The organism is Symbiobacterium ostreiconchae (assembly GCF_055396975.1).
Genome location: NZ_AP042454.1, coordinates 1765067 through 1779715, shown reverse-complemented (window position 1 = coordinate 1779715; position 14649 = coordinate 1765067). Strand labels below are relative to the sequence as shown.

General features: G+C 70.8%; 12 protein-coding genes. 4 read left to right on the top strand and 8 right to left on the bottom strand.

Going from position 1 to position 14649, the window contains the following annotated elements:
• Positions 1-44 precede the first annotated feature (44 nt).
• From ACZ5UM_RS08665 to ACZ5UM_RS08635, 7 genes are read right to left on the bottom strand one after another with little or no spacing between them, the layout of a single operon-like run.
• A complete protein-coding gene (locus ACZ5UM_RS08665) occupies positions 45-449 on the bottom strand; it encodes a hypothetical protein (RefSeq protein WP_464848207.1) in 405 nt (134 codons plus the stop codon).
• Positions 446-2308, bottom strand: a complete 1863-nt coding sequence (locus ACZ5UM_RS08660; RefSeq protein ID WP_464848206.1) for an ABC transporter ATP-binding protein — start codon at positions 2306-2308, stop codon at positions 446-448. The genes ACZ5UM_RS08665 and ACZ5UM_RS08660 overlap by 4 nt, the downstream gene beginning before the upstream one ends.
• Before the next feature lie 11 nt (positions 2309-2319).
• On the bottom strand, positions 2320-4083 hold the full coding sequence (locus ACZ5UM_RS08655) for an ABC transporter ATP-binding protein (protein ID WP_464848205.1): 1764 nt from the start codon (positions 4081-4083) through the stop codon (positions 2320-2322).
• Positions 4080-5594, bottom strand: a complete 1515-nt coding sequence (locus tag ACZ5UM_RS08650; protein WP_464848204.1) for a hypothetical protein — start codon at positions 5592-5594, stop codon at positions 4080-4082. Before ACZ5UM_RS08650 ends, ACZ5UM_RS08655 begins: the two co-directional genes overlap by 4 nt.
• Positions 5591-5863, bottom strand: a complete 273-nt coding sequence (locus ACZ5UM_RS08645; protein ID WP_464848203.1) for an indolepyruvate ferredoxin oxidoreductase subunit alpha — start codon at positions 5861-5863, stop codon at positions 5591-5593. The genes ACZ5UM_RS08650 and ACZ5UM_RS08645 overlap by 4 nt, the downstream gene beginning before the upstream one ends.
• Entirely contained in the window at positions 5848-6156 is a 309-nt protein-coding gene (locus tag ACZ5UM_RS08640; RefSeq protein ID WP_464848202.1) for a PqqD family protein, read from the bottom strand. The genes ACZ5UM_RS08645 and ACZ5UM_RS08640 overlap by 16 nt, the downstream gene beginning before the upstream one ends.
• A gap of 1 nt (position 6157) precedes the next feature.
• A complete protein-coding gene (locus ACZ5UM_RS08635) occupies positions 6158-7534 on the bottom strand; it encodes a radical SAM protein (protein WP_464848201.1) in 1377 nt (458 codons plus the stop codon).
• A 387-nt stretch (positions 7535-7921) separates the two neighbouring features.
• On the opposite strand from ACZ5UM_RS08635, the gene ACZ5UM_RS08630 reads away from it, so the two are divergent.
• The 4 genes from ACZ5UM_RS08630 to ACZ5UM_RS08615 all read left to right on the top strand — a co-directional run bounded on the left by ACZ5UM_RS08630 (position 7922) and on the right by ACZ5UM_RS08615 (position 13236).
• The gene (locus tag ACZ5UM_RS08630; protein ID WP_464848200.1) at positions 7922-8602 is read left to right on the top strand and encodes a response regulator transcription factor; all 681 of its coding nucleotides are present in this window, start codon (positions 7922-7924) and stop codon (positions 8600-8602) included.
• A 2-nt stretch (positions 8603-8604) separates the two neighbouring features.
• On the top strand, positions 8605-10038 hold the full coding sequence (locus ACZ5UM_RS08625) for a sensor histidine kinase (RefSeq protein WP_464848198.1): 1434 nt from the start codon (positions 8605-8607) through the stop codon (positions 10036-10038).
• An 86-nt stretch (positions 10039-10124) separates the two neighbouring features.
• Positions 10125-10814: an ABC transporter ATP-binding protein gene (locus ACZ5UM_RS08620; RefSeq protein WP_464848196.1), complete on the top strand. Its 690-nt coding sequence runs from the start codon at positions 10125-10127 to the stop codon at positions 10812-10814.
• Positions 10804-13236 (top strand): ABC transporter permease, encoded by a 2433-nt coding sequence (locus tag ACZ5UM_RS08615; RefSeq protein WP_464848195.1) that lies wholly within the window; start codon positions 10804-10806, stop codon positions 13234-13236. The genes ACZ5UM_RS08620 and ACZ5UM_RS08615 overlap by 11 nt, the downstream gene beginning before the upstream one ends.
• 73 nt (positions 13237-13309) lie before the next feature.
• Here ACZ5UM_RS08615 and yhbH read toward each other — a convergent pair whose 3' ends face one another.
• Positions 13310-14455, bottom strand: a complete 1146-nt coding sequence (gene yhbH / locus ACZ5UM_RS08610) for a sporulation protein YhbH (protein WP_464848194.1) — start codon at positions 14453-14455, stop codon at positions 13310-13312.
• Between the last annotated feature and the right edge of the window lie 194 nt (positions 14456-14649).

Sequence of the window (14649 nt, the reverse complement as noted above, 5' to 3'; positions counted from 1 at the left end):
CCGCAGCATGGCGGGCGCCGGTGCCTGTTCCCTGAGCCGCGGGCTTAGTGCGGCCCCGCGTCGCGGATCGATGCCCGCAGGGCATCGTACCACTCGCGGTTCCGGGTCCTGCCGGTGATCGGATTTCGGTCCACGATCAGGTAGATGCGCTCCCCGTCCTCCAGGTCCAGCACCAGCGGTTCGCCCCGCACGAAGAAGGACAGGTTCGGCCCCTCCGGCCCGATGCCCCCGGCGTGGGCCCTGCCGTACGCCTCCGTGAACTCGAGCCGCACCCTGCGGATCGCCCTGAGCGGCAGCCGCCGCCAGCCCGTCAGGTCCAGCTCGCCTTCGGCCAGCTGAATCTCCCCCTGGTGCGGGAAAAGCCCGGCCGGGTTGACGGAACTGAGCGTCCGGCGGAGCGCGCCGGCGCTGCGCAGTTCGGACTCGGTTGCGCCGTAGTACTTGCTCATGGTCTCCTCCTTCCGGTCTCGCCCAGCGGGTCAGGGCGGTACCAGCGGGCCTGGTCGGCATAGAAGCCCGCATACACCCCTCCCCGTGCGACCAGTTCCTCATGGGTTCCTTCCTCAACAATGCGCCCGTCCTGCATGACGATGATCCGGTCGGCCAGCCGGGCCATCGGCAGCCGGTGGGCGACCAGGACCACCGTGCGCCCCTCTGCGAACCGGTCCAGCGAGCGGAGCAACTCGGACTCCGCCTGCCCGTCCAGCCTGCTGGTCACCTCATCCAGGACCGCCAGGCGGCTGGGCGCCAGCCGCCCCCTGGCGTAGGCGAGCCGCTGCCACTGGCCCCCCGACAGGTCCGTTCCCCCGAAGGGCTTGCCCAGCGGGGTGTCCAGCGACAGGGGCTGATCGTGCCCGAGCCGCAGTCCGGCGCCCTCGGCCGCCAGGCAGAGGGCGGCGTCGTCCTGCAGCGCCGGCAGGAAGCCGCAGCCGATGTTCTCCCGGACGGTGAACCAGTAGCGCTGGAACCGCTGAAAGACCCCGCTGCGGTCGCCGAGCGCGAAGACCGCCCGTTCTGCGTCCACACCGTCGAAGGTAATGCGGCCCGACGTGGGCAGGTAGAGGCCCAGCAACAGGTGGGCCAGCGTGCTCTTGCCGCTGCCGTTGGGGCCGACGATGGCCACCCGCTCACCGGGCCGGATGTGCAGGTCGATCCCCTGCAGGGCCGGCCGGCGTCCGGTGGGATAGGTGAAGGAGACCCCCTCCAGGCGGATCTCGACCCCCTGCGGCCGGGCGGCCGCAGCCGCAGTGCTGAAGCCGGACGTCGGTGCGGCGCCCGCCGCCTCGTCCGGGCCGGGCCCCCCGGCGGGACCGGGCGGCCCGGCAGCCGTCCACTCCTCTTCCAGGAAGGCCTGGAGTTCCGCCACTTTCAGCCCCTGCCCGAACCACCCTGCCGCCATCAGGACCAGCATGCCGATGGCCTGCTGAAACATGAACAGGCCGGTCAGGAGCCCCGCCACCATGCCCGCGCTCACCCGGCCGCTCCGGTACAGGTGGACGAGAAGCAGAAAGCTGCCCAGGAGCTGCAGGCTGAGGAGCAGCCGGCCCGCCGACTGCGGCAGCGCCAGGCGGCGGGTGAGGCGCCACTCCGCCTGCCAGAGCCGGTCCACCGTCTCCCGCCAGCGGTCGTAGAACCGGGGCCAGGCGCCGAACAGCAGCAGCTCCCGGAGGCTCTGGGGCCTGGTGAGCAGGTCGGCGAAATAGGCCTCCCTGCGGTGATCGGGCGTCTGTCCCACAAAGAGGGTATGCTGCCGGGACTGCGCCAACCCCTCCACGCCGAGCTGCAGCAGCCCGCCCACCGCGGTCAGGAGCAGCAGGCTCCAGTGGGCCATCCCGAAGACCACGGCCGTGCTGAGGACCATGACCCCCGTCTGCGTCAGCCACAGGAAGGACTCAGCCCAGGGCTCCACGACCCTGGCCAGGGCGGACTGGGCCCGGGAGAGCCGGTCGTGGAAGCCGCCCTCCTCAAACAGGATGGGCGGTGCGGTCCCCAGCTTGCGGAAGAGCGCTCCGTGCAGGGCTTCCGCGGTCGACTCCCGGTAGCCCGCCTGCAGAACCGGCGCCAGGCTGTAGAGCAGGTTGAGCCCGGCCAGCACCCCGGCGAAGGTCAGCATCCAGGTCCGCAGCCCGGTGGGGTCGGCCAGGCCATCGGCCCGGAACAGGCCGATCAGCGTGTCGAACAGCCCGCGCACGACCCCAATCTGGACGGCGGGCAGCAGGCCGAGCAGGCTCATCGTCACCACCACCGCCCACGACCAGACCGGATTCAGCCGAAAAGTCGTCGCCATCAGGCGGATCAGCCGGCGCATGCGCCACCCCCCTACACATACCAGGCCGCCTGGGCCTCGTAGATGCGCGCATAGAGCGCACCGTGGGCCAGAAGCTGCCCATGCGTCCCCTCTTCCACCAGCCTGCCGCCCTCCAGCACCAGCACCCGGTCCGCGAGGCGGCAGACGCCCATGCGGTGCGACACCATCACCACCAGGGCCTCCCGCGTGGCCGCCAGGACCCGTTCGTAGACCTCCACCTCCGCGCGCGGGTCGAGCGCCGAGGTGGGTTCGTCCAGGACCAGCAGCGACGCCCGCCGGGCCAGGGCCCGGGCGATGGCCACCGCCTGCCACTGCCCCAGAGAGAGCTCCCGCCCGTTCCACAGCCGGCCCAGCAGGGTGTCCAGGCCGTCCGGCAGGTGGGCCATGTGCCGGTCCAGCCCGGACTGGCGCAGCACCGCCTCGATCGCGGCGGGCCGCTCGGGCAAGAGCAGGTTCTCCGCCAGCGTCAGCTCATAGCGTTCGAAGTCCTGGAAGATGGCGCTGCAGTGCCGCCACCGTTCCGGGGGCGGAATGGCGCGGGCGTCCCGTCCGTTGATGAGGATGCGCCCTTCCGTCGGTTCGTACAGGCCCAGGAGCAGAGCCGCCAGGGTGGACTTGCCGGCGCCGTTGGGCCCCACCAGGGCCACCCGCTCCCCCGCCCGCAGGGTGAAGGTGAGGCCGCGCAGGGCGGGCCGGTCCGCGCCGGGGTAGGTGAAGGAGACGTCCTCAAACCGGATCTCGCGCACGGGCCCCAGCCCGGCCTCTGCCGCGGCCGGCCGGTCCTCCCGCACCGGCCAGTCCGCGTGCAGGAACCCGTGCAGGAAGCCCACCTCCAGCAGGTGCCGCTGCAGGTTGCCCAGGGCCATCACCAGCCGCTGGCTCTGAGAGCCGCTCCGGTAGAGGACCTCCGCGCCCGCCACCAGCCCGCCCAGGGTCACCAGCCCGGCCTGCACCCCCTGCACCGCCTGCCACAGAGACCAGAGGGTGGCGGCGACGGCGCCGAAGTTGGCGGCGAAGAAGAGCGCCTGGTGGCGGCGGATGCGGCGCAGCCGTTCCCGCCTGAGCCGGACGGAGAGCCGGTGCCACTGGTCCCGCAGCCAGGGGCCCAGGCGGAAGAGCCAGAGCTCGTGCCGGTAGCCGGGGTCGCTCAGCACCTTGGCCAGGTAGGCCAGCCGCCTGTGGGCGGGCGTCTGCTCCCGGACCAGCTCCGTGTAGTGGGCGCCGGCGAGGAGCCGCTGGACCACCGAGGGAAGCGCCCCGATCAGGAAGGCGACCGGCAGCGACCAGTGCACCGACCCGCCGTACGCGAGGTAGGCCGCGAAGGTGATGAACTGCTCAACGGCGCCGCTCATCTGGTCGACCGCCTGAGCCATGTGCGGAATCGCCCGCCGGGCCCGTTCCAGCCCGTCGTGAAACTGCGGGTGCTCGTGGGCCTCCAGGCGCAGGCGCCCGACCCGGGTCAGCAGCTGGTCCCGCAGGCGGAAGCTGGCGCGGTAGCTGAGCCGGGCCCGGAGCAGCCCCTGGGCGATCCCGGCGCCGTGGGAGACGGCCAGGGCGCCGCCGATGATCAGCAGCGGGCCGAGGAGGGCCGGGGGCGCCGCCCCGTCGTGCCAGAGCGCATCCAGCAGCCGCTGCAGGCCCCAGAGCTCGAGGCCGCGCATGCCCGCCCCCGCCACCAGCGCCAGCAACAGGAGGACGACCGTGCCCGGGGCGGCCCGGAGCAGCTGCCGCCAGTACCAGCCGTGGATCTTCCCGACGCCGGGGCTCTGGTTCATGGCGTGATCACCAGGTTGGCAAACTCGGCGTGCAGCCTCTCCTCCACCTGCCGGTGGATCACCTGGTCACCGCGGAACACCGCCCGGGAGCATCCCAGCACCATCATCCGTCCGTAGTCCGGCACGTAGAGGGAATCCCCGTCGGGGCCGGTCACCACCATCCGCCAGGACCGGTCGTCCGCCCGCGGCCCGTCCAGGGCGACCAGGGTCAGGTCCCGCCCTTCGCCCGCGAACCCGTCCATGGCGACGCCGGACCCGGTCACCCGGATGCCCAGCCGCTCCAGAATCTGCCCGATCTCCTCCTGCTGCGCGGGGTGGCCGCAGAGGATCGCCGGCGACGGGTGCCAGTCCGGATGGGCCTCCCACTCGGACCGGGTGACCACTTCCACCCGGTACCGGCCCCAGGCGCGGGCCAGCTTCTCGTACCGGTCTGTGCGGCGCCGCCACGGGTCGGGCACGACGACGCGCATGCCCTGCGCCCAGAGCGGCAGCAGGGCGCAGCTGATCAGGTCGGGCATCTGCGGTCCGGGGGCCTCGGCCAGTCCGGTCAGCCGGGGCAGGTCGTCGCGGAAGCGGGCCGCCATCCCGGGGATCACGGCGCGGAGCGGCACGCCCTCCAGCCAGGGACCGTGCAGGTAGCGGTCCATCTCCTCCTGGAACCAGGAGATGAGGGGGAAGCCCAGCGCCGTGGCCAGCAGGGCGAAGGTGGCGCGTCCCACCCCCTGCTGCAGGAACAGGCCGTACCGGAGCCCGAGGTTCAGGTGATGCAGGAAGACGCCCTGCAAACTGCCCCCGGCGAAGGGCGGCAGCGCCGCGAGCAGGCGTCCCGCCGTCCGGGGCGGTTCGGCCAGCGCATCAGCCACGGCTGTCCCCACCCGCCCGAAGTACTCCCGGGCGGCGTAGTGCCATCCCCCCCGCTGCAGCCACAGCCGGGTGATGCCGTACTCCTCCGGCTCCCGCGTAAGGGGGAAGCCGAAGAACATGAAGACCTCGGTCCCCCCCTCCCCGGGAACCGCCGCCCCGTGCCGGCCGTCCATGGGCAGGGGCAGGAAGAGCGAAGGATAGAAATGGAAAGTGACCGGAACCGGCTCCCGGCAGAGCCGGCTCACCTCCTCGGCCGGGGCAAGCCCCTCCGCCAGCGGCCGGAGCCGCTCCGCAGCCAGCGCCCTGCCGGGGCCGGTGAGGCGCGCCCACTCGGGCCCGAGCCGCGCCTCCAGCTCTCCCAGCGCGCGGGCCAGCATCTGCCCGTGGGGCGTCGCCTGGGGACTCCCGGTCAGGGCGTGCACCAGCGCCTTGATCACCTGGTCCCGGCTCAGCGTCTCCCTGAGGCGCGCGAGCAGCCGCAGCGCGGGATGATCGGCCGCCGGGCGGAACAGGTCGAGCACCGGGGCCAGCTCCGGGTTGGCCAGGGCCGCGGCCCCGTCCGGCGACAGGGCCGCCCAGGCCGCGGCCAGCAGCTCCACAGGGTCGAAGACGGCCTGCACGGGGGCGCGGTGCCGGGTCGCCATCATGCCGTCTCCCTCCTCTGCGTGTCCTTCTTCCGGGCGAAGAACTCCCGGTTCAGGGCGATGTATCCCCGCCACTGCTCCGGCACGGCCTCCTCCGGGAAGATGGCGGCCACGGGGCAGGCCAGGTCGCAAGATCCGCAGTCGATGCACAGGTCCGGGTCGATGTAGTACTGCCGCTCGCCCTCGGCGGTCTGAATCGCGTTGGCCGGACAGTGCGCCACGCACTGGGCGTACTGGTGGCCGACGCAGGGCTCCGTTATGACCCAGGCCAATCCGCTCCCCCCTCTCCCGCCTCCGCCCGGATGAGCGCCTTCTCCCGGAGAAACGCAATAAACTGAACCACGTCCGCGGTCACCTGTTCCACCGACGGCACCTGGTACTGGGCGCAGATCGCGTCGATGATCTCCTGCACCGAGGTGTGGCCGTTCAGCCGGTTCCAGATGAAGTCGGCCAGGCCGTTGAACCGGTAGAGCTGGCCGTTGGGGGCCATCACGATCAGACCTTCGGGAGTCCGCTCGGTGAAGGCCTCCTCGTGCTGTGCCGGGCAGAGCTCCAGCGTCGTCACGCTACTCCCCTCCTGTCTGAGCCATGCGGGCCTCGTGCTGTTTGTAGGTGAGCCACATGTGCCGGCGGAGCGAGCGGCGCAGCGAGGGGCAGTCCGGGTCGTAGGTGCCGTAGAGGTCGCCGGTCATCGCCATCTGGTGGGCGCGGCAGCCGCCGCCGCAGACGTACCGGAAGGTGCAGTCCCGGCAGCCCGGCAGGTTGTCCGGGTTCACGCCCAGCATCGCCTTCAGCACCTCCGACGTCTCCCAGATCTCCCGCAGCGGCTTCTCCCGGATGTTCCCGGCCCGGAACTGCGGATCGTGCAGCAGCTTGCAGGGGTAGACGTCGCCCTTGCAGTCGATGGAGATCTCCTCGGTGCCCACCCCGCAGTGGCGCTTCAGAATGAACGGCGGCGGCGGGTTGTGGAGGAACCGCAGCCCCCGCAGGTTCACCTCGTCGATCCGCTCCACCAGGATCCGCAGCGACTCCCGCTCCGCCCGGATCCGGTCAGGAGCGGATGCGGCCATGCCCGACTCGCCCCGCCCCAGCTCGCTCACAAACCCGATGCGGTGCGAACGGATCCCGTGGTCCAGGGCCCATGAGACCATCCCGGGCAGGTGCCCGACGCTCGCCGCCGTCACCGTGGTGTTGACATCGACGGGAATGCCGGCCTCCCGGAAGAGGGCGATCGCCCGGTTCGCCCGCTCCCACGAACCGGCGCCCCGCATCGCGTCGTGGCCCCCTTCCGCGCACGGGCTGTCCATGCTCACGGTCACCGAGGTGAGCGACCTGGCCAGCCGCTGCGCTTTCTCCGGCGTCACCGGACCGCCGTTGGTGATCAGGGAGACCTGAAGCCCGCGCGCCTTCGCATGTTCGATCAGATCAATGCAGTCCCGGCGCATCAGCGCCTCGCCTCCGGTGAAGGCCATCGCCTTCACCCCCAGGTCGGCCACCTGGTCGATCATCGCCATCGCTTCGGCGGTCGTCAGGTCGCCCGCGGTCTCCGCCTGCGGCGAGGACTCGGCATAACAGTAAGCGCAGGCCAGGTTGCACCGGTAGGTGGCGACGAAGTAGACCACCTTGGGCACGGTCCGCTTCACTTCACCCGGCGGTTCGGCAAACGGCTCCCCCGGCAACGCGGCGATCTTGTTGGCCCGCAGGAGCAGGATCAGCCGGCCGACCTTCCTGCGGGCCTCGGCGGCGGAAAGGCCGCGGTGCGACACCAGCCACGAGACGGCCTCGTTGGGCGTCATCCGCTGGTACTGGAGTCGGCTGATCACGGCGTAGTCGTCCCGGCTGACCACGATCCAGCTGTGGATCGCGTAGTTGTGAACAATGTAGCTGCCGGACTCATAGTAGACCGCCGTGGTGGGTGCAAAGCGTACGGGTTGATCCCACATGCGCGATCAGCTCCTTTGGGTGCGAGATAGGGGAAAAGGCAAGGAGGAAACCCTTGCCTTTTCCGCCCGACCTCGCCCGCTTGATTACCAGCAATACCCAATAATATAGCAGATGCACCAACCCTGGGGCGTCGGATTGAGCTCCGCCGCCATCGGCGCCTCGTACAGCACGGTGTCACCTCCTCCTGCCAGAACGTTCCGGTTGCCGGCGGCCGCCGAACCCTTTCCTTGCGGGTGCATTTTCCCCGCAGGGAAACCGGCTGTGACCACAGTATAAATGCCATGAGGATTCATGTGAATAAGACATGACTGCATTTAAGCGCGATTTAAGAATCGTAATTGAATATAGAAAACGGTAGGAATCCGACGACACGGGAGGGCAAGGCCATGGAAAAGCTGCTGCTGATCGAGGACGACCTGGCCATCGGCGAGCTGCTGGTCGAACGCCTCGCCGAGGAGGGGTTTCAGGTGGACTGGGAACGCACGGGCACCTCCGGCCTGACCGCCGCCCTGAACGGGAACTACGACCTGGTGCTGCTGGACATCATGCTGCCGGGGATGAACGGGTTCGACGTCTGCCGCGAGATCCGCAGGCACCGGCGAATGCCCATTCTGATGCTGACCGCCCGCACGGAAGAAGAGGAGCAGGTGCTGGGCCTGGGGCTGGGGGCGGACGACTACGTCACCAAGCCCTTCAGCCTGGCCACCCTGGTCGCCCGCATCCGCGCGCACCTGCGCCGTTACCGGCTGGCGGCGGCCGAGACCGGCATCATCCAGGCCGGCCCGCTGGTCATCGATCCGGTCGCCTGCCGGGTGACCCGCAACGGCCGGGAGCTGAACCTGACGGCCAAGGAGTTCGAACTCCTCCTTCACTTCGCGCGGAACCCCAACCGCGTCTTCACCCGGGGCCAGCTCTACGAGGCCGTCTGGAAGGAGCCTTACCTCGGGGATGACAACACAGTCATGGTGCACATCCGGCGGCTGCGGGAGAAGATCCAGCCGGACGAGTCGGACCCCGAGCTGATCCAGACGGTGCGCGGACTGGGCTACCGCTTCGTCGGGGTGTAGCCATGCGGACCATCCGGATGCAGCTGCTGGGGGCCTATCTGGTCTCCCTGTTCCTGCCCCTCGCCAGCCTGGCCGCAGCGGGCGCCGTCACCTGGTTCCTGCTCTTTCCGGCCTCGGGCGCCCTCGACCTGAACCGGCTTGTGCGCTACGCCGCCGACCTGAGGCCCATCGTCGAGAGCCGGCTGCAGCAGGAGCCGCCCGCCGCCGTTCACCAGTGGCTGAGCGGGCGGCTCCGCTCGGAGCTGCCTCCCTACCTGCGGGTGCAGGTGGTCGACCCCGACGGCGTGGTGCTGGCCGACACCGACGGGCTGCCCGGGGAGACGCTCTCGGCGGTCACCCTCTACCGGCTGATGGATCCCCCGGGGCGGCACGGGGGCCGCTACCACGCGGTGGAGGTGCTGCAGCGGGCGGACGGCGCCCCGCTGGGGCTGATGGTGGTGAGCGTGCCGGAGAGCGCCACCGCCGTCATCCACATGGGCGGGAGCCGGCCCCAGGACCGGATCGGGTCGGTCCTGCTGGCCAGCGTGCCCCTGCTCTCCTTCCTGGCCAGCGTCTCCCTGTTCTGGCGGCTGGGCTCCGCCCTCGTCCGCCCCCTGCAGGCGCTCTCCGCGGCGGTCTCCCGCGTGGCGGAGGGCGACCTGACGGTGGAGGTGCCGGTGGAGCGCCGGGACGAGATCGGCCAGCTGGCCCTGTCGGTCCAGGGGATGGTCCGCCGGCTGCGGGCCGCCCACGAGCGCGCGGAGGCGGCCGAGCGCGCCAGGCGGTACTGGGTGGCGGCCGCCTCCCACGACCTGCGGACGCCCCTGACCGTGATCCTGGCCCAGGTGGAGACGCTGCTGCGGACCGACCGGACCCCGGACCCCGTGCGTGCCCGGCTGCACACCGTCTACCAGAAGGCGGAGCAGCTCCGGGAGATGGTGGACGGCCTCTTCGAGCTGGCGGCCCTCGACGCCCAGGCGCTGGAGTGGCCCCGGCAGGAGGCCGACCTTGCCGAGCTCATCCGCCGGGAGACCGCCCATCTGCTGCCGGCCATCGAGGGAGCGGGGATGGCGATTGAGGTCGACCTGCCCGAACACCCCTGCCCGGTCCTGGTCGCGCCGGACAAGATTCAGCGGGCCTTTCAGAACCTGGTCCACAACGCCATCCGCTACGGCGCCTCCGGCCGGCTGCTGATCGTGCGGATGCGGCGGCCCCGCCCCGGCTGGTGGCGGGTGGAGGTGGAAGACCGGGGCCCGGGGCTGGACGAGGCCCGCATCCCGCTGCTCTTCGAACACATCGCCCGCGGCGGGAACGTGCCGGGGGAGGACCGGGGGGCAGGCGGCCTGGGGCTGACCATCGTGAAGGAGATCATCCGGCGGCACGACGGGCAGGTCGGCGCGAAGAACGTGCCGGACAGCGGCGCCTGCGTCTGGTTTGAACTGCCCGCCCTGCGGTGACGGCGGGAATTTAAGCTGCTTGTAAGCTCCCGTACAACTTCATGTAAGCCCGCTGCGCTACCTTATCCACAACGGAGGTGGCGCAGATGGATGCCATATGGGTACAGGGATTGCGCAAGGATGTCGTTTCGGGCAGCGAGCGGATCTCGGTGCTCAAGGGAATCGACCTCGCGGTGCCCAGCGGGAGGATCGTGGCCATCATGGGGCCTTCGGGCAGCGGCAAGTCCACCCTGCTCTCGCTGCTGGGCGGGCTGGATCGCCCCACGGCCGGCCGGGTCGTGGTCGGCGGCGAGGTGCTCTCCGAGCGCTCCGAGGCAGAGCTGACCCGCTGGCGCCGGGAGAATCTCGGCTTCGTCTTCCAGTCCTTCCACCTGTTCCGGGCCCTGACGGTGCTGGAGAACGTGGCGGTGCCCGTTCAACTGGCGGGCCGGAAGGACGCCTACGCGCGGGCCCGGCAGCTGCTGGAGGCCGTCGGCCTCGGCGGAAGGCTGAACCACTACCCCCAGCAGCTCTCAGGCGGCGAACAGCAGCGGGTCGCCATCGCCCGGGCCTTTGCGGCCGGCCCCCGCTTCATCCTCGCCGACGAACCCACCGGAAATCTGGACCGGGCCACGGGCGAGGAAGTGATGGAACTGATGCTCCAGCAGGCCCGGGCCTCAGGGGCCACCATGGTGATCGTGACCCATGACCCTGCGGTGGCCGAGCGGTGCGACCGGACGTTCCTGATGGAGGACGGGCGGATCCGGCAGCGGGGAGGGGCGGTCAATGTACGCTAGTCTCCGTCTCGGCTGGCGGGCCCTGATGGGCCGCAAGCGGCGCCTGATCCTCCTCTCCCTCCTGGTGGCGGTGGGGATCGCCGGCATGGTGGCGGTGCGCTCCACCGTCGGCGACCTCGCCCGGCAGGTCGAGGCGCAGGCCCGCTCGCTTCTGGGCGCGGACCTGGAGCTCCGGGTTCCGGCGGACCCGCCGGCCGCCCTGTCCGGGGCGCTGGCCGCCGTCGAGCAGGCGGGAGGCGCCGTGCAGCCCGTGACCGTCGTCCCGGCCGTGGCCGAAGCCGGCGGCCGGGAAGCGCTGGTCGAGGTGCGGGCGGTCGACCCGTCCCGCTACCCCTGGTACGGACAGATCGAACTGCAGTCGGGCGCGGCGCTGCACGAGGCGCTCGGCGGGGACGAGGTGGTCGTGGCCGCCGACCTGGCCGTGCAGCTGGACCTGGAGCCCGGCTCGTCCCTCACTGTCATCGGGCGGACGTACACCGTGGCGGCCGTCGTGGAGCGGGACCCCACCGCCGCGTCGAAGCCCCCGTTTTCCGGGCCGACGGTCCTCGTGGATCGCGCCCGCTTCGAACCCCCCGCCCGGGGCGCGGATGAACGGCTCTTCGTGAAGCTGCCGGCCGGCGAGGAGGCCGAAGCGCTCCGGCTCCGGCTGGAGGAGGCGCTGGGCGAAGACCGGGTGCGCCGGTACGACGAGGCGGCCGCCGACCTCCAGCGGACGCTGGCGCTCACCGCCCGGGCGCTCACGCTGGTCGCCTTCAGCGCCATCTTCCTGGGCGCCCTGGGCGTGGCCGCCAACGTGCGTGCGTTCCTCGCGGAGGAGACCGAGGAGATCGCCGTCTGGAAGGTGCTGGGCTCCTCCACCGGTGAGGTCGCCGCGTACTACGCGGTCCAGATTGCGGTGGCCGGCACCCTCGGAAGCCTGGTCGGCGCCGGTGCCGGAATCGGAGCCAGGTCCCTGGTGCTGATGCTCTTCCGGGAACAGCTGCCCGCGGCGTCCGAGACCCTGCCGCTGGGCGCCGAGCCGATCCTGGCCGGCCTGCTCTTCGGGCCGCTCATCGCCCTGCTGGCCGCCGTGCCTGACCTGGCCACCCTGACGGCCATCCCTCCGCACCTGGCGCTGCGGGCCGGCGAGCGCCCGGCCGGGCGGGGGACGCGGATGCTGGCCGCCGGGCTGGTGGTCGCCGCTGCGGCCCTGGGGCTGGTGGCCGCCCTCACCGGCTCCGTCGGGCTCAGCGCCGGCTTCCTGGCGCTGCTGACCGCGGCCGCGGCGTCGCTGTTCCTCCTCAGCCTCTTCACCCTCTGGCTCCTCACCCGGGTTCCCGGCGGGTGGCTGCCGTGGTTCGTCGCCAAGCGCAACCTGCGGCGCCCCACCGCACCGGTGGCGGTAGTCGCCCTCAGCCTCGGCACCTTCCTCCTCTCGGGCCTCGGACTGCTCAGGGACGGGCTGGTGGCCGACCTGCAGCGGAGCGGCGGCTCCGCCCTGACGCCCAACCTCTACCTGCTGCAGGTGCCCGCCGAGGCGCGGCACGACCTGCAGCGGTACCTGGATCAGCAGGAGACGGTCGTCTGGACCCTCCCCTCCTTCGCCATGGCCAACGGCCAGGTGACCACCGCCGAAGGCGAGCGGCGCACGGCGCTCCTGGTGGAGCAGAACCAGCTGATGCGCCATGAGATCGTCGCGGGGCGGGACCTGACCCCGGACGACCTGGGCCGGCCCCATATGCTGCTGCGCGACCGGGAAGCTGCCGCCTGGGGGCTCGGGCCGGGTGACGGCGTGACGGTCACCCTCAACGGCCAGGCGCAGACCTTCACCGTGGTCGGCATCTTCGACCCCGCCCAGGGGCTGCGGCTCGACGCACCGGTCGTGCTGCCTACCGGCGCCATCGACTCGGCCGGGACCTATATCCTGCCGCTCCGGGTGCAGTCCGGCGCCGTCGCAGCGCTGCAGTCCGACCTCCTGAACCGGTACCCGGGCATGCTCCCCGTCAGCCTGGACGATGTGCTCAGCATGGCCAGGGAAGTGGTCGACCAGGCCGCCCTGCTGCTGCGGGGGGTCAGCCTGCTCGCCCTGGCGGCGGGCGCCGTGGCCGTCGCCGGCGCGGTGGTGGCCAGCCACCTGGAGCGGCGGCGGGACGCGGCCCTGTTCAAGGTGCTGGGCGTCTCCTGGCCGCAGGTGCTCACCATGCAGTCGCTGGAGGGGCTGGTGCAGGGAGCGGGCGCCGGGCTGGCCGGCGGGCTGCTGGCGCTCGTCTCCTTCGGCACCATCGTCCGCATGCTGACCGGACAGGGCCTGCCGGCCCACCTGATCTGGCAGACGCTGCTCATCTGGCCGGCCCTCACGGGGGCGATCGCCCTGGTCTCCGGCCAGGTGGCGCTCTGGGGGGTCCGGCGGGAGCCCGTCCTGCTCACGCTGCGCGGGCAGTGACCCGCAGGTGCGCAAAAACCCCGTACGTCCCGCTCCGGACGTACGGGGTTCGCGCGTGCGGGGCGGGGCGCTCTCACCCCACCGCCACCCCGCCCCGACTGAACCACTTCTGCAGGGCCGGGTACACGTCCCGCTTCTCCGTAATCGTCACGATCACGAACCGCGGGTCCTTGATCACCGAGAAGGCGCTCATCAGCGAACTGGTGTACCCGCCGTCCCGGATCTCCCCGTACCCGAACAGGTTCGAGACCTCCAGCAGCTTGTTCACGAGCTCCACGCACAGCTTGTTGTCGTTGTCGCTCCAGTTGTCGCCGTCGCTGAAGTGGAAGGGATAGATGTTCCACCGCTCCGGGTCGTACCGCTCCTGGACGATCTCCAGGGCCAGCCTGTAGGCCGAGGAGACGCGCGTGCCGCCGCTCTCGCCCATCTTGAAGAACGCTTCCTCGTCCACCTCCTGCGCCTCGGAATGGTGGGTAATAAAGACGATCTCCACGTCCTGGTATTTCGTGCGGAGGAACCGGGTCATCCAGAAGAACAGACTCCGCGTGATATACTTCTTAAACTCGCCCATGGACCCCGATGCGTCGCGCATCGCGATCACCACCGCGTTGCTGCTCGGGCGCATCTCCTGTTCCCAGACCTTGAAGCGCAGGTCGTCGTTGGTGATGTTGCCGAGCACCGGCATCCCGCGGCGGGCGTTGCGCTTCAGGTTCTCCATGATCGTCCGCCGCCGGTCCAGGTTGGCCATGGGCCCCTTCTTGCGGACCTCGGTGAAGCGAACCTCCTCGGTGGGGATCTCCTGGGTGGACTTCGGTTTCAGGTCCGGCAGGCCAAGGTCCTCGAAAATCAGCTCCGCCAGTTCGTCGACGGTGACTTCCGCCTCGTAGTAGTCGATCCCGGGCTGGTCGCCCGGCTGGCTTCCGGCCCCGGCGCCCTTGCCCGCGCCCCTGGCCCGGCCGATCACGTCACCGACCTTGGAATCGCCGTCGCCCTGTCCCACGCGCTTGCCCTGGTTGGGGTCGAAACGAAAGCGGTATTCCTCCAGCGTCCGGATGGGGACCTTGACCAGCCGCTTCCCGTCGGAGGTGATGATGGACTCCTCGGCGATGATCTCGGGCAGGTTCTGCTTGATCGCCTCCTTGACCTTCTCCTGGTGCCGCGCCTGGTCGATGGGACCCTTCCGGTGCAGGCTCCAGTCGTGCTGAGACGTCGAGGCCATACTTCTCCCCCCTTTTCGCTGTGCACCCGGGAGAGTGCACGGGTCGTACTCCAGTCTATGCGCCTGGGCTGTGCCAGACCCTGCCCCCCGGTTTCGCCCACAGCTTATTTATGTGTATATTCGGAAAATCGCAGGAATTCAAGGGCGGGTCGACGAACAACCACCCCCACGAGGACTGGGGCCCCGGCCTCGAA